This is a genomic window from Pseudomonas fragi, from assembly GCF_002269505.1.
Taxonomy (GTDB): Bacteria; Pseudomonadota; Gammaproteobacteria; order Pseudomonadales; family Pseudomonadaceae; genus Aquipseudomonas; species Aquipseudomonas fragi_D.
The window spans coordinates 251,516-266,972 of record NZ_NQKQ01000002.1 but is presented as its reverse complement, the minus strand read 5'-3'; the positions used below and the strand labels follow the sequence as shown (position 1 = coordinate 266,972).

Genomic DNA, 15,457 nt, shown 5'->3' with positions numbered 1-15,457 from the left:
AAAAATTCTCGACCCCAAAAACAAAGGCGCACCCGAAGATGCGCCTTTGCAGGTCAGACTTACTCTGCCTTGGCTTGTTCGCGCAAACGAATGTGCAGTTCGCGCAACGCTTTGGCATCTACAACGCCAGGCGCTTGTGTCATGACACAGGCAGCGCTCTGGGTTTTCGGGAAGGCAATCACTTCACGAATCGACTGGGCGCCAGTCATCAGCATCACCAGACGGTCCAGACCGAAGGCCAGACCACCGTGCGGCGGCGCGCCGTACTTCAGTGCGTCCAGCAGGAAGCCAAATTTCTCTTCCTGTTCGGCTTCTTCGATACCCAGCAGGCGGAAGACAGCTTGCTGCATTTCCTTGCGGTGGATACGGATAGAACCGCCGCCCAGCTCAGTGCCGTTCAAGACCATGTCGTAAGCGCGCGAGATCGCGGTTGCCGGGTTGGCTTCCAGCTCTTCAGGCGAGCACTTCGGTGCGGTGAACGGGTGGTGCAAGGCGCTGAAGCTGCCGTCGTCGTTCTCTTCGAACATCGGGAAGTCGACAACCCACATCGGGGCCCACTCACAGGTCAGCAGGTTCAGGTCGTTACCCACCTTGATCCGCAGCGCGCCCAGGGCCTCGCTAACGATCTTGGCCTTGTCGGCACCGAAGAACACGATGTCGCCATCGACAGCACCCACGCGATCGAGGATCACATTCAGGTTGGCTTCAGGGATGTTTTTAACGATCGGCGATTGCAGACCTTCCACGCCTTTGGCGCGTTCGTTGACCTTGATGTACGCCAGGCCCTTGGCACCGTAGATGCCGACAAACTTGGTGTAGTCGTCGATCTGCTTGCGCGGCATGCTTGCAGCACCCGGAACCCGCAGGGCTGCGATACGGCATTTAGGGTCGTTGGCCGGGCCGCTGAACACCTTGAAATCCACGTCTTTAAGCTGGTCGGCAACGTCAACCAGTTCCAGCGGGTTACGCAGGTCGGGCTTGTCGGAACCGTAGCGACGCATGGCTTCTTCGAAGGTCATGTGCGGGAATTCGCCGAATTCCAGATCCAGCACTTCCTTGAACAGGTTGCGGATCATGCCTTCGGTCAGGCCCATGATGTCTTTTTCATCGAGGAAGCTGGTTTCGATGTCGATCTGAGTGAACTCAGGCTGACGGTCGGCACGCAGGTCTTCGTCGCGGAAGCACTTGGCGATCTGGTAGTAGCGGTCAAAACCGGCAACCATCAGCAGCTGCTTGAACAGCTGTGGCGATTGCGGCAGTGCAAAGAACGAACCGGCGTGAGTACGGCTAGGCACCAGATAGTCACGTGCGCCTTCAGGGGTGGCACGGGTCAGGATCGGTGTTTCAACGTCCAGGAAACCGTTTTCGTCGAGGTAACGGCGAATGCTGGTGGTCATGCGCGAACGCAGGCGCAGCTTCTCGAGCATTTCCGGGCGACGCAGGTCGATAAAGCGATAGCGCAGACGGGTCTCTTCACCAACGTCGGAGAACTCGTTGAGCGGGAACGGCGGGGTTTCCGCTTCGTTCAGCACTTCCAGCTCATAGCCCAGCACTTCGATCATGCCCGACGCCATGTTGGTATTGCCGGCGCCGGCCGGACGCAGGCGCACCTTGCCGGTGATCTTGACTACATACTCACTGCGCACACGGTCGGCGGCAGCGAAGGTTTCAGCGCGATCCGGGTCGAAAACCACCTGGGCCAGACCATCACGATCACGGATATCGAGGAAAATCACCCCACCGTGGTCACGGCGACGGTGAACCCATCCGCAAAGGGTAATTTCCTGGCCGTCCAGGCTTTCGTTCAGTTGGCCGCAATAATGGCTGCGCATCATGGTAGTGGTTTCACTTCTCGTAATTCGAAATTCGGTGGAGGTCTTGCGCACCGTGGGTGCTGGTAACCTTGCAAGAGCCCGCTTGTGTTCTGACTGCTTTCGCTCGACCTCAGTCGGATTTATCGCCGCCTGCCAGATTCTTTTTCGAGCCTGTCTTGAAGTCTGTTTCATACCAGCCTGTACCGCTAAGGCGGAAACCCGGCATGGACAGCATCTTCTTCAGCTCGGGGGCCTGACAGGCAGGACAATCAACCAGCGGTGCAGCACTGATCTTTTGAATGGCTTCCAGCTGATGACCACAGGAAGCACACTGGTAATCGTACATGGGCATTGGCGTGTCTCGACAATCCGTTAGCGGCAACCCTTAAGCAGGGCCACACAGCAAAGAGCGAGATTATATCTGGTAAATCGAGCCATTGCAGCCGCATGAACAGCCAGAAGCGCCTAAATGCATCATAAATAGTGGGCGATTACAAGCCGTCGAGCATGCACCTCCAGCAGGCCATCACCTTCAACCCGTAAACACCTGCTGCTGTTTAACCTCTTGAAGGCCGCGCCCCCTTTTCAACAAATGCATTACGCAGACGACCCGAATGAACCCGCTGAAGTTCTTCACCCCGCCATGGCGCAAGTGGACTTCCAGATCGATATAAGACAGCAGCGTATTGATTGAGCAATTGTTGATACGGGACATATCGGACAAAACCTCCCAATACACCTCTTCAAGCCGCAAACAGGTGGCAAAGCCGTTCAGCCGCACTGAACGTGATAATGGCCGAGCCAGCGTGATGCCGAAATCCAGAACCCCAGGATCAATCCGGGCTCTTTGCATTAATCTGCACCCGGCATTTTCTTGCCGAATCAATCGCCCCATCGTAAAGCACTCCATTGCGCATCATTGGATTTGATTTATCTTTTTTCAAAGAACTCGCCTCATAAAACGACATGTAAAAATTCTTATCCAGCGGATCAAACCCGCAAATTTGTAGGAGCGCTCTCGCTACGAGCGGAGAATATGGTCACGGCCGGTGCTGCGCGACAAGCCCGGGCAGGCAGCTGCACAAGCACCTGTAGCAACAACAAAACATCACACCCCATCCGCGCGCAGAACTTTAAAAAAGCCTGACACCCCGTAGCCAACCTTAGGCAAATGACCGTCACGCACTCGTAAAGCAGCAACCACAATCAAGCATCACCAGGACTGGTACCACAACAAACACTGCTGAGGCGGGCCGCGCCAGCAACCTATAAGGCTATATCCTCAACACCCAGATCTGAGGACTACACACGTCTAAGACAAGGCTTACGTAATAAGAAGATTTCACCTAAGCCTCATCGAACAATCTCGCTCACCGATAGCCTAATACGCATAATTTGAGTAGACCCAAGCTTTGCTGTTAAATAGGCAGCGTGTTGCCCAATTTTCGCCTCCGGCGAGGGCGCATAGGCTGATGAACTCACGTGTCCGGCGCCTCCATTTTTTCTGAAGCGAACCGTGCGCAATCAGCTCCTCCTTGTGATCTATCTTAATGTGAGTCATAGAAATGTTGAAAATCGTCCACCTGATAACGGGTGCAGCGGCTTTGCTGCTGTCCTTTATTCCCAGCCTGCAACCCGAAGCTTTACCTTACCTCCAACATCCTGATGCCCTTTACCTGGCGTTTTTTGGCCTGCTGAACCTGACACTGGCCCCAGTTATTCCATTCTGGAATAAAGGCCCTCGCCATCAATTGCAGAATCTGGTCAGTGCGCTGCTGGTACTGTCCGTTGTCCTGCAAACACTGACCCTGTTCGGCTTGCTTCTACCGATCGGGGATCAGCCCGCTGTACTCCTGGGCCTGACGCCTGCTGTTATTGCCGTGCTGCTTCATCTTGCTGTCAGCTTTTATAAATCGTCACCTTCGTCGTCCTCGCAAAGCTATGACATGACCAACCGCGATACGGGAACTGTCAAATGGTTTAACACCTCAAAGGGTTTCGGCTTTATTTCCCGCGATTCCGGCGATGATATTTTTGTACACTTTCGCGCTATTCGTGGCGAAGGCCACCGTGTTTTGGTGGAAGGGCAACGTGTCGAGTTCTCGGTCATGAACCGCGATAAGGGCCTGCAGGCCGAAGACGTGATCGCAGCATTGCCGCGCCGCTGATTCAAGCCTGAAAAAAACCGCGATCAGCCGGGCTGAATCGCGGTTTTTTTATGCCTGCACAAAACAATCAGTAGTGCGGTGGCGGAGCCTCTTCTTCAAAAGACTCGAACTGCCCGCCCATTTCTTCCTGGCGCTTGAGCAAGGCGGCCATCTGCATCTGCAGACGATCCACTGCATTTTGCTGGGCCACCAGCACATCATTCAATGCCTGAATAGTGTCATCCTGAAAAGCCAAGCGGCTCTCAAGGTCCATCACTCGCGCTTCAAGCGTCACGATCAACCCTCCGAAATAGTAAAACTTGCGTCAAGAGCCGACGCCAGCCTGTCCCGGATAGCACGCACATCTGCCGGCGCATAAGGCTCTGCAGGATGCTTGCCCCAGACCGGCCCTGGCCACGCCACATCGGCCTGATAACGAACAATCACATGCATGTGCAACTGACTGACCACATTACCAAGCGTGGCAACATTCATTTTATCCGCATCGAACAGCTCTTTCAGCACCCGCGCCAAAGCAGTGGTCTCAGCCCACATGCGTTGCTGGTCGGCGTCATCCAATTGAAACAGTTCGGTTATACCCTCGCGTCGCGGAACCAGGATAAACCAGGGGTAATTCGAATCATTGGAAAGCAGCAAGCGGCACAAGGGGAAGTCCCCTATCAGCCAGGTATCCTCTTGAAGACGTGTATCCAAAGCGAACACTGGGAGATCTCCTGTTTGACCGTTCATTTCAGTACAACCCGCCCCCCGGTGTTATTCACCGCAGGCCAGATGACAGCATTCAAGGATACCCTTGATTGCGACCGGCATCACGTCGCCGGCCCTATAAGTACGGGTGAAATGCTGCACTGCACGCCCAATCAACAGTATTCGGACACTTGTGCACCAAAACTGCACAAAACGAGTGCTTTTAGTGCGCAAAAACGTCACCGGCCACCCCAGCAGGTGTTAACCGGTAACGCTTCAGACGTAAATCCGGGACAAGCACTACTCCTTGCAACAAAAAACAACACCCCGGACACAGCTTTATCGCCGTTTGACCCAAGCAAGATCAGGCCTCGTAGCTCAAAAACGCACAATATTATTTATTTTTCATCTAGCCACAGATTTGAGCATGCTTGTTGCATAGACCATTGACACCTTCGCCAGGCCTGAGCAGGAGCACAGCAGACTGACGATAAATAACACTAGCTAAATTGTAGGAATTTTGAATTTTCATTGTAGGCCACATGAAATCAATCATTTGCCAACACTGAAAACAGCACTGAATAGATGCTGAAAAACGGCTCTAAGCTAAGCGTTAGCGACATGCGGGGTGCCATTTGCGACATAGCTGTAAAGAAGCTGAAAGCTTATGAGAGCAAGTATCGCCAATATTGCCGGCGTGATATAAGTTTGCGCCGACACAAAAAGAAAGAGCCGCCCAGATAATAAACCAAGGTGGGACGGCAGTACTCTTCCTAAAAACCAAAGGAGCAAATCACGATGCGCGTGATGAAGTGGAGCATGATCGCCCTGGCTGTATCAGCCGGTACTACGCAGTTCGCAATGGCCTCGTCCCAGGACGACGCAAAAGGTTTCGTTGAAGACAGCACACTGACTTCCAAAACCCGCATGCTGTACATGAACCGCGACTTCCGTAACGGCGCCAGCAACCCAACCAACGGTGGCAAAAGCGGCTACCGTGAAGATTGGGGCCTGAGCGAATTGCTCAACTACCAGTCCGGTTTCACCCAAGGCACCATTGGTGTCGGTGTTGATGCTTTTGCCATGGGCACAGTGCGCCTGGATGGCGGCGCTGGGCGCCAGGGCAACGGCCTGTTCGCCAGCAAAAGCGACGGTTCTCCAGAAGACTCTCAAGGTAAAATCGGCGGTGCGGTCAAATTCCGCCTGTCCGACACTGAGCTGAAATACGGCAACCAGTTCGTCGCCAGCCCGGTTTTCTCCACTGACGACAGCCGTCTGCTGCCAGAGGTTGCTACCGGCACCCTGATCACCAGCAAGGAAATCAAAGGCCTGGAGCTGAACGCAGGTCGCTTCACCGCACTGAGCTCCCAGACTGGCATGGCGCGCGACAGCATCAACGGCAAGGGCAAACCAGGCCTGACCGCCGCCAACATTGCCGGCGCAACCTACCAGTTCACTGACAATTTCGTTGGTGGCATTGCCGCATCCGATGTTGATGACTACTTCAAGAAGCAGTACATCAACCTGAACTACACCCTGCCAATCGCAGAGTCTCAAGCCCTGAACTTCGACTTCAACGGCTATAGAACTTCCAGCCAGGGCCAGGAACGTGCTGGGGACGTGGACAACAAGATCTGGAGCCTGGCAGCCGCCTACAGCCTGGGCGCTCACAAGTTCACCATCGCTCACCAGCGCTCTACCGGTGACAGCGCTTACTACTACGGCGTAGACGGCAACGGCACCATTTTCCTTGCCAACTCCGTGCAATATTCCGACTTCAACCAGCGTGACGAACGCTCCTGGCAGGGTCGCTACGACCTGAACATGGCCAGCTACGGCGTGCCAGGCCTGAGCTTCATGGCGCGCTACGTGAAAGGTGACAACATCTCCACCAGCACGGGCGAAGGCAAAGAGCACGAGTTCGACTTCGAGACCAAATACGTATTGCAGGAAGGCCCGGCCAAAGACCTGTCCTTGCGTCTGCGTAGCGCGGTTTACCGCACCAACGGAAACAACAGCGTAAACGGCACAGACAACAACGACGTACGTATCATTGCCGAGTACCCACTGAACATCTTGTAACCAAGGCCTTAGGGCTCTAGTTGCAAACACACTGTTTAGTGAAAGCCACGCACCTGTCTCAGGGCGTGGCTTTTTATTGGCCGACATAAAACCAAGTTATATAGCAAGCTAACTAACAACATCGAATGCAACTAATTATCAGTTATAGATATGTGTCCGATCTTGCATTCGCAACGGTGACCACAAGCGACAAAAACAATTAAAGGGGCATCAGCCCCTTTAATTGTTTACCCGAACCTGACTCAACAATCAGATACAGTGTCCGGCCTTATTGTGCCGCTACTTCCTGAACCACACGAACTACACGCTGTGGAAAAGGAATATCAACACCTTCGGCCTTCAAGCGATCACGGGAGTGCTCGTTAAGCATAAACAGCACATCCCAGTAATCCGGCGTGTTAACCCAAACGCGCAGCGACATGGTGATCGCACTTTCGCCCAGGGCAGTCACCACCACAACCGGAGCAGGCTGTTTCAGCACGCGCGGGTCATCGGCCAGCGCCAGCAACACTTCACGCACCTTCTGCAGGTCCGCCTCGTAGTCCACGCCCACATCAAACACCACCTTGCGCGTCGGCTGACGGTTGTAGTTGGTGATGATGCCGTTGGACAGGTTACCGTTTGGCACGATGACGGTTTTGTTGTCACCGGTGCGCAGCACGGTATGGAAGATTTGAATGCTGTCGACAGTCCCGCTCACGCCCTGTGCTTCGATCCAGTCACCGATCTTGAACGGGCGGAACAACAGAATCAGTACCCCGCCGGCAAAGTTGGCCAGGCTACCCTGCAGCGCCAGGCCAATAGCCAGACCCGCAGCACCAATGGCCGCCACAAATGAAGTGGTTTGAATACCAATCATCGAGGCAACGCTGACAATCAGCAGTATCTTGAGAATGATATTGGCCAGGCTGCTGATAAAGCCCTGCAGCGCAAGATCAGCCTTTCTCAACGCCAGCAACTGACCGATCTTGGTCGTCAGCCGGTTGATCAGCCACCAGCCGACAGCCAGCGTAACCAGTGCCAGCAGCACGCGGCTGCCGTACTCCATGATCATCGGAACCCAGGCCTGGGAGGCCTTGATCAATTGATCAACTTCAGTGTTCAAATCCATTTTTATCTCCTCACGCCATTACCTGCCAGCGTCATTTATTCAGCAAAACGATCGAGCCACCCTGGCAGCTCAATCGTTTGTGCAGCGCCCAGGAAAATCGGACGTCAATGATCGCCAGAGGTTCCCCGGGCGGTGATCAGTCGCGGAAGTTGTTGAACTGCAGCGGCATGTCGAACGTTTTGGCACGCAACGCAGCGATGGCTTCTTGCAGGTCATCACGTTTTTTGCCAGTGATACGCACTTGCTCGCCCTGAATGGCGGCCTGAACCTTGAGCTTGACGTCCTTGACATGAGCGACGATCTTTTTCGCCAGCTCTTTATCAATACCTTCCTTAAGCACCGCTTCCTGCTTCATCAATTTGCCCGAAGCGTAAGCGTCCTTGACCTCAAGGCACTGAACGTCGATCTTGCGCTTGACCAGTGCCAGCTTCAGGATCTCGATCATGGCTTCGAGCTGGAAGTCGGCTTCAGCGGTCAAGTTGACCGTCAAATCCTTTTCCTTGAACTCGAAAGTACCCTTGCCCTTGAGGTCATAACGACGGTCCAGTTCCTTGACGGCGTTCTCGACGGCGTTGGTGACTTCGTGCTTGTCCAGTTCGGATACCACGTCGAACGACGGCATGTAATTTCTCCAATAATAAAGGGCGCGCTCAACACAGATGGAGCACGCCTGACCTGACAGTTAAAATGCGCGGGCATTATAGCGGTTCTTCGACTTCATTCACTTGCGAGCTCACATGCCAGATTCGGCCATCCCACAAACGCCCTCAAACGCACCGGCACAGGCTGGCACGACCTGGCACATTTTAGGTGCAGGCAGCATGGGAATGCTGTGGGCAACACGACTGGCACGCGCCGGCCTGCCCGTCACCCTCATCCTGCGCAATGACGACCGCCTACAAGCCTATAAAGCCGCGCAAGGGTTGACCCTGATTGAAGACCAAGATTCGCAACAATGGTCCATCAGTGCGCAAACACCTGAAACCGAAGAGCCGATTCAGCGCTTGCTGGTCACATGCAAGGCATACGACGCCGAGCAGGCCGTCAAGAAAATCTCCGGGCGCCTGACCCCGGATGCCGAACTGATCCTCTTGCAAAATGGCCTCGGCAGCCAGCAGGCCGTTGCCGCTCAGGTGCCCCACGCACGCTGCATCTTCGCCTCCAGCACTGAAGGCGCCTATCGCGATGGCGACTGGCGGGTAGTGTTTGCCGGGCGTGGCCATACCTGGTTGGGCGACCCCCAGCAGGGCCCTGCCCCACAATGGCTGACAGCGCTTGAGCTCAGTGGTATCGCCCACGAATGGAGTGAGAATATTCTGAGCCGCTTGTGGCGCAAACTGGCCCTCAACTGTGCGATCAACCCTCTGACGGTGCTCCATGATTGCCGCAATGGCGGCTTGCAAGCCCATGAAGACGAAGTGAACACCCTGTGCGCCGAACTCAGCGCCTTGCTGGAACACTGCGGCCAGGCAGAAGCCGCCATCGACCTGGCGACCGAGGTTCACCGAGTAATCCAGGCCACGGCCAACAATTACTCATCGATGCATCAAGATGTCAGCCAGGGCCGACGCACCGAAATCGGTTACTTGCTGGGCTACGCTTGCACTGCCGCCCGCAACCGACAGTTCGCCGCAGCGCATTTGCATGATCTGCACCAACGCTTGAGCGAGCTCCTGCGCCAGCGCGGATTGCCCTGCAACTGAGGGGCGCGCTACCCTGACCTTCTGTTTTTTTATCAAATGGCCATCTCATGCCCTTGCGCCAGCGCCTTGAAAACCTCCCGGTAGGCCAGAAGTTGCTGGCCGCCCTGCTCGCCTTGCTGGCCACCGTATTGTTGGTGGCAAACTTGACGTTTATCAGCGTGGCGTACTGGATTTCCCACGAGAGCACCGCTCCGCAAGCCCTGCAAACCCTGGGCAAGCTGACTGCAAACCCCGATCTGATCACCCACGCGCTGGACTCGCCGCAGAGCGCCAAAGCGCTGCTCAACGAGATCGGCAGCTACGCCCCCCTGCGTGCAGCGGCGGTGTATGACAGCGCGGGCAACCTGCTGGTGCAATTGCAGCATGGCGAACATCTGCCGCTCCCCGAGCACTATCGCCAGCTTGAGGCCTGGAGCCTTACCGAACTGCGCAGCCATCAAATCACCCGTCTGCACCACGGCGACCAACCGCCCGGGCATCTGCTGCTGATCGCCAGCAGTGAACTGCCGATGGCGTTCTACACCGGCACGCTGACGGCCAGCCTGGGCATCCTGGTGTTCAGCGTCTTGCTCTGGTTCGTGGTGGCCCGCCAGATCAAGCACCTGATCACCCAACCCATTCATCGCCTCGAAGAATTGTCTCGTCAGGTTACCCGCGAAGAAAACTACGCATTGCGCGCGGCGCCCGGCAACAACGATGAAATCGGCAGCCTGGCCGAGGCATTCAACACCATGTTGTCGCGCATTGAAGTACGGGATCAAGCGCTCAAGCGCGCACGTGACGAAGCCCGCCAGGCGTACGATCAGGCGCAGTCGCTGGCCGAAGAAACCCGTAACACCAATCGCAAACTGGAGTTGGAAGTACAGGTACGCAGCAAAATAGAGAAAAAACTCACCGGCTTTCAGAACTACCTCAACTGCATCATCGACTCCATGCCTTCGGCGCTGATTGCACTGGACGAACAGCTCTATGTGACCCAATGGAACCAGGAGGCCAGCGCCCTCTCCGGTACACAACTGGATGAAGCGCTGAACAAGCCCGTAGAGTTGGCATTTGCACCTCTCAAGCCGTTCCTCCCTCAACTCAAGGACACGATTGAGCACCATCAGGTCGCAAAAATCGAACGGGTTACCTGGGCCCAGGGCGAAGACGCCCGCCATTATGCCTTGACCTTCTACCCCCTCATGGGCGGTGGTGGGCGCGGGGTGGTGATCCGTATCGATGACATCACCCAGCGCCTGTCGCTGGAAGATATGATGGTGCAATCGGAAAAAATGCTCTCCGTTGGGGGCCTGGCTGCCGGCATGGCCCACGAAATCAACAATCCGTTGGGAGCCATCCTGCATAACGTGCAGAACATTCGCCGACGCCTGTCCAGCGACCTGCCCAAGAACATCGAACAAGCCGAACAGACCGGTATAGACCTGGAAGTGGTCAATCACTACCTGCAGGCCCGGGAAATTCCGCAGTTATTAGATGGTATTCAACAGGCTGGAGCACGTGCCGCGAAAATCGTCACCCACATGCTCAGCTTCAGCCGCCGCAGCAACCGGCAGATGAGCCCCTGTGATCTGTCGGCCCTGATTGATCAGGCTCTGGACATCGCCAGCAATGATTTCGACTTGGCCATTGGTTTTGACTTTTTGGGGCAAGCCATCACTCGCCAGTTCGACCCACAACTGGGGCCGGTGCCCGGTATCCCCAACGAGCTGGAGCAGGTGTTGCTCAATTTGCTGAAGAACGCCGCCCAGGCGATTCATCAGCGTGCCGACCAGAGCGAGCCGGGGCGCATAATCCTGCGCACCAGGCTCAATCCGCCCTGGGCTGAAATTCAGGTCGAAGACAACGGTATCGGCATGCCCGAGGCTGTACGCAAACGTATTTTCGAACCCTTCTTCACTACCAAGGAAGTTGGCCAGGGCACGGGGCTTGGCTTGTCCGTGTCGTACTTCATCATTACCAACAACCACAAGGGCCAAATGGAAGTGCACTCAACACAGGGCCAAGGCACCTGCTTTACCCTGCGCCTGCCATTGGCCGGCAACCCGCCGGCCTCCCCCGAACCAACCACCGTGGAACTGTAAACATGGGCTTTCGCTTATCGAAAATTTACACCCGCACCGGCGACAAGGGCGAAACAGGGCTTGGCGACGGCCGCCGCGTTCCCAAGGATCACCCGCGCATTGAAGCCATCGGCGAAGTCGATACGCTTAACAGTCAGGTCGGCCTGCTCCTGGCCGGGCTCATCGAGCACAGTGCCAGCCAGCCAGGGCTCAATGAGCTGATCGAAGTGCTTGAGCCCTGTCAGCACCGCTTGTTTGACCTGGGGGGGGAATTGGCGATGCCAGAGTATCAGGCACTCAACGCGGCTGAGATCGAACGGCTTGAAACCGCGATAGATCGCTGGAATGAGGAATTAGGGCCGCTTGAGAACTTCATTCTGCCCGGCGGTTCGAGTCTGATTGCCCAGGCCCATATTTGCCGCAGCCTGGCCCGCAGTGCCGAACGCCGCTGCCAGCAGCTCAATGCACTGGAGCCACTGGCAGGTGCGGGGCTGGCGTATATCAATCGTTTGTCTGACTTGCTGTTTGTCGCCGCGCGCCTGATTGCCAAGCGCCAGGGCGTTGCCGAGATCCTCTGGCAGGCGGCAGCCAAACCAAAGGCTTAATAACGTTCATTTGTAGTCGTTGACGAGTAGAACGAGGCTGCGTCCGACGACGCAGTCGTCGTAAACCCAATAGACGCGGTAGCTCTGAAACACCGAGCCGCATGGTTTTACGACTGCTGCGTCGCAGTGGCGCACCAAACCGAACGCAGCCTCGTTCTACTCGTCAGCTACTACAGAGCGTGCATGCCGCCGCAGGCCCTGCAACAGCCTGCGGATCACATCAAACCTGCGGCCAGAACGCCCGAATACCCGCCACGCCCTGGGCACCGATCTGCCACGCCTGCTGGCGATCATCAGGGCCGAGTCCACCCAGCAAAAATACCGGCTTGCTGAAATTGGCAATCAGTTGCTGCGCCTGCTCCCAACCCAGTGGCTGTGTATCCGGGTGAGTCTGGGTCGGCAGCACCGGCGACAAGGTCACAAAGTCCACATCCATCTGTTCAGCCAGCGCCAGTTCTTCGGCGTTATGGCAGGAAGCGGCCAGCCAGCGGTCTTTGGCCAATGGCCGACCCTTGGCGGCGTACTTGCGCAGTTGCGCGGCGGTCAGATGCCAGCCGGCCGAAGGGAAATCTCCCAACCACTCCAGCGGCCCCTTGAGCATCAACTGTGCCTTACCGGCACACAGACCGGTCGCATCCACAGCCAGGTCACGGTACTTGGGGTCGTAGCCATTGGGCGCACGCAGCGAAACCAGCTTGATCCCGCCGGCAATGGCTTTCTGAATGCCACGCAACAGCTCTGGGGTTTCCAGGCCATCCGGGGTAATCAGGTACTGATCGGGCAAGCGGGCAGCCGCCACAATGGGCTGGTTGGCTTCAGGGAACCTGTAGTCCACCAACTCGCGCTGACTGACCCAAGCCAATGGCTGACCTTCTACACCATGAGGTTCGCCGGCAAACGCCGAGACTTCCCACACATCCAGCAGAACCTGCTTATCCGGATAGTCATGCTGAACCTTGATCAAAGGCCGGGCCGCCTCGACCACAATGCCCAGTTCTTCTTTCAGCTCGCGCGCCAGTGCAGCTTCGACCGACTCCCCGGCCTCGACCTTGCCGCCGGGAAACTCCCACAGGCCGCCCTGATGCTGAGTGTCCGCGCGACGAGCGATCAGAATATTGCCGTCTGCGCCTCGGATAACGGCCGCAGCCACATGAACTCGTTTCACCCTTGTACTTCCTCTAATCCGGCCTGTTGCCAGGCTTTGAACGCAGGCCATTGGTAAATGGCGTCGATATACGCTTGATCTTCTGCTGACAGCTCCACGCGATAAGTACGCAGGCGCACGGCAACCGGCGCGAAAAACGCATCAGCCACACTCAACCGCCCAAACAGATACGGCCCGCTCTCGGTAGCCACGGCACGGCACTCTGCCCACAGGGCAGTGATGCGTTCGATGTCGGCCTGCGCCTCGGCCGGCATGGGTACCAGCGCCTGATCATGGCTCAAATCAAATGGCAGATTGCCTCGCAAGGCAAAAAAGCCGCTGTGCATTTGTGCACAGGCCGATCGCGCCTGCGCCCGCGCAGCCACGTCTGCTGGCCATAATTGGCTCGCCGGGAAGCGTTCGTTGAGGTATTCGGCAATCGCCAATGTATCGGCAATGGTGCCATGCTCGGTCTTGAGCAACGGTACTTTGCCCGTTGCCGAATGCTGCAGGATCAGTGCCCGGGTATCCGGTTGACCCAGTTTTATCAGTGTCTCAGTGTAGGGAGCACCCGCCAGATCCAGCGCCAACGCGCCACGCAGGGACCACGATGAGTGCAACTTGTCGCCAATGATCAGGTGGAAGCTCATACACAGACACCTTGAAAAATAGGGGGAAGATCTGATGCCCTCAAGGCATCACGGTGCTGCCCGCGCAGGATCGGCTGACAACCCCGTGATGTCGAGACGACTTAGGTACGGTACTCGGCGTTGATTTTCACGTATTCGTGGGACAGGTCAGTGGTCCAGATGGTCTCGCTGCAGGCACCACGACCCAGCTCGATGCGGATGGTGATTTCTTCGCGCGCCATCACTGCCGAGCCCTGCTCTTCGGTGTAAGTGGCCGAACGGGCGCCGCCGCTGGCAATGCACACCTCACCCAGGAACACATCGATCTTGCTGACGTCCAGATCCGGCACGCCAGCGCGGCCGACCGCGGCCAGAATGCGACCCCAGTTCGGGTCCGAGGCAAACAAGGCGGTCTTGATCAGTGGCGAGTGAGCAACGGTGTAACCCACGTCCAGGCATTCCTGGTGATTGGCGCCGCCATTCACTTCAACGGTGACAAACTTGGTAGCACCCTCACCGTCACGCACAATGGCCTGTGCCACTTCCATGCAGACTTCCAGCACCGCCTGTTTCAACGCGGCAAATAGCGGGCCGCTGGCTTCGCTGATTTCAGGCAGGGCAGCCTTGCCGGTGGCTATCAGCATGCAGCAGTCGTTGGTCGAGGTATCGCCATCGATAGTGATGCGGTTGAACGACTTGTTCGCACCGTCAAGCAGCAGGTTTTGCAACACGTCGCGAGCAACTTTGGCGTCGGTGGCAATATAGCCCAGCATGGTGGCCATGTTTGGACGAATCATGCCCGCACCCTTGCTGATACCGGTCACGGTGATGGTCACGCCTTCGTGTTCAAACTGGCGGCTGGCACCCTTGGGCAGAGTGTCGGTAGTCATGATGCCGGTTGCAGCTTCAGCCCAGTTGTTCTCGGACAGATCGTCCAAGGCAGCCTGCAGTGCGCCTTCAATCTTCTCAACCGGCAACGGCTCGCCAATCACCCCGGTGGAATATGGCAGCACGGCACTGGCATCGACGCCGGTCAGCTCAGCCAGCCTGGCGCAGGTTCGGGTTGCAGCGATCAGCCCCGGCTCGCCGGTGCCGGCGTTGGCATTGCCCGTGTTGGTCAGCAGGTAGCGAACCGGGCCTTGCACACGTTGTTTGGCCAGAATCACAGGCGCCGCGCAAAACGCATTCAGGGTGAAAACACCCGCTACGCTGGAGCCTTCGGCGCAGCGCATAACCACCACGTCCTTGCGCCCTGCGCGCTTGATACCGGCAGAAGCGATACCCAGTTCAAAACCGGCCACCGGGTGCAAAACAGGCAAAGGACCAAGACCAACAGCCATGACGCGCTCCTAAAAAGTTCTGTGCGCCGCCGCAAAAGGACGGGAATTCAATGGTAAAACGCCGCGACGGCTAATGCCGGTCGCGGCGCAGGTGTTTCAGCAGTTGAAGCG

At 56.7% G+C, this 15,457-nt stretch carries 15 protein-coding genes; 5 read left to right on the top strand and 10 right to left on the bottom strand.

The window, feature by feature from the left end:
* Positions 1-59 precede the first annotated feature (59 nt).
* The 3 genes from aspS to CJU81_RS03740 all read right to left on the bottom strand — a co-directional run bounded on the left by aspS (position 60) and on the right by CJU81_RS03740 (position 2,709).
* Positions 60-1,835, bottom strand: coding sequence for an aspartate--tRNA ligase (gene aspS, locus CJU81_RS03750; RefSeq protein WP_016782225.1), 1,776 nt, complete (start codon positions 1,833-1,835; stop codon positions 60-62).
* 109 nt (positions 1,836-1,944) lie between these two features.
* A complete protein-coding gene (locus CJU81_RS03745; RefSeq protein WP_029611571.1) occupies positions 1,945-2,166 on the bottom strand; it encodes an FmdB family zinc ribbon protein in 222 nt (73 codons plus the stop codon).
* A 180-nt stretch (positions 2,167-2,346) separates the two neighbouring features.
* A complete protein-coding gene (locus CJU81_RS03740) occupies positions 2,347-2,709 on the bottom strand; it encodes a ribbon-helix-helix domain-containing protein (protein ID WP_095035568.1) in 363 nt (120 codons plus the stop codon).
* Between the two features lie 670 nt (positions 2,710-3,379).
* On the opposite strand from CJU81_RS03740, the gene CJU81_RS24340 reads away from it, so the two are divergent.
* Positions 3,380-3,982, top strand: a complete 603-nt coding sequence (locus tag CJU81_RS24340) for a cold-shock protein (RefSeq protein WP_095035544.1) — start codon at positions 3,380-3,382, stop codon at positions 3,980-3,982.
* A 67-nt stretch (positions 3,983-4,049) separates the two neighbouring features.
* Here the strand turns inward: CJU81_RS24340 and CJU81_RS03730 are convergent, their stop codons facing one another.
* Both CJU81_RS03730 and CJU81_RS03725 read right to left on the bottom strand, forming a co-directional pair.
* Positions 4,050-4,256: a SlyX family protein gene (locus tag CJU81_RS03730; protein ID WP_029611570.1), complete on the bottom strand. Its 207-nt coding sequence runs from the start codon at positions 4,254-4,256 to the stop codon at positions 4,050-4,052.
* 2 nt (positions 4,257-4,258) lie between these two features.
* Positions 4,259-4,684 (bottom strand): HIT family protein, encoded by a 426-nt coding sequence (locus CJU81_RS03725; protein WP_095035543.1) that lies wholly within the window; start codon positions 4,682-4,684, stop codon positions 4,259-4,261.
* Positions 4,685-5,467: 783 nt separating this feature from the next.
* On the opposite strand from CJU81_RS03725, the gene CJU81_RS03720 reads away from it, so the two are divergent.
* Positions 5,468-6,751, top strand: a complete 1,284-nt coding sequence (locus tag CJU81_RS03720) for an OprD family porin (protein WP_095035542.1) — start codon at positions 5,468-5,470, stop codon at positions 6,749-6,751.
* 268 nt (positions 6,752-7,019) lie between these two features.
* Here CJU81_RS03720 and CJU81_RS03715 read toward each other — a convergent pair whose 3' ends face one another.
* Positions 7,020-7,862, bottom strand: coding sequence for a mechanosensitive ion channel family protein (locus CJU81_RS03715; RefSeq protein WP_095035541.1), 843 nt, complete (start codon positions 7,860-7,862; stop codon positions 7,020-7,022).
* 136 nt (positions 7,863-7,998) lie between these two features.
* Positions 7,999-8,484, bottom strand: a complete 486-nt coding sequence (locus tag CJU81_RS03710) for a YajQ family cyclic di-GMP-binding protein (protein WP_095035540.1) — start codon at positions 8,482-8,484, stop codon at positions 7,999-8,001.
* A gap of 205 nt (positions 8,485-8,689) precedes the next feature.
* Between CJU81_RS03710 and CJU81_RS03705 the strand changes: the two genes are divergently transcribed.
* From CJU81_RS03705 to CJU81_RS03695, 3 genes are read left to right on the top strand one after another with little or no spacing between them, the layout of a single operon-like run.
* Complete coding sequence (locus tag CJU81_RS03705; RefSeq protein ID WP_441007398.1) at positions 8,690-9,565, top strand: putative 2-dehydropantoate 2-reductase; 876 nt, start codon at positions 8,690-8,692, stop codon at positions 9,563-9,565.
* A gap of 47 nt (positions 9,566-9,612) precedes the next feature.
* Positions 9,613-11,649, top strand: coding sequence for a sensor histidine kinase (locus CJU81_RS03700; RefSeq protein ID WP_095035538.1), 2,037 nt, complete (start codon positions 9,613-9,615; stop codon positions 11,647-11,649).
* 2 nt (positions 11,650-11,651) lie between these two features.
* Positions 11,652-12,233 (top strand): cob(I)yrinic acid a,c-diamide adenosyltransferase, encoded by a 582-nt coding sequence (locus CJU81_RS03695; RefSeq protein WP_095035537.1) that lies wholly within the window; start codon positions 11,652-11,654, stop codon positions 12,231-12,233.
* A gap of 220 nt (positions 12,234-12,453) precedes the next feature.
* Here CJU81_RS03695 and CJU81_RS03690 read toward each other — a convergent pair whose 3' ends face one another.
* The 3 genes from CJU81_RS03690 to argJ all read right to left on the bottom strand — a co-directional run bounded on the left by CJU81_RS03690 (position 12,454) and on the right by argJ (position 15,346).
* Positions 12,454-13,398 (bottom strand): Nudix family hydrolase, encoded by a 945-nt coding sequence (locus CJU81_RS03690; RefSeq protein WP_095035536.1) that lies wholly within the window; start codon positions 13,396-13,398, stop codon positions 12,454-12,456.
* The gene (locus tag CJU81_RS03685) at positions 13,395-14,027 is read right to left on the bottom strand and encodes a glutathione S-transferase family protein (RefSeq protein WP_095035535.1); all 633 of its coding nucleotides are present in this window, start codon (positions 14,025-14,027) and stop codon (positions 13,395-13,397) included. Before CJU81_RS03685 ends, CJU81_RS03690 begins: the two co-directional genes overlap by 4 nt.
* Before the next feature lie 101 nt (positions 14,028-14,128).
* Positions 14,129-15,346: a bifunctional glutamate N-acetyltransferase/amino-acid acetyltransferase ArgJ gene (gene argJ / locus CJU81_RS03680; protein ID WP_095035534.1), complete on the bottom strand. Its 1,218-nt coding sequence runs from the start codon at positions 15,344-15,346 to the stop codon at positions 14,129-14,131.
* Between the last annotated feature and the right edge of the window lie 111 nt (positions 15,347-15,457).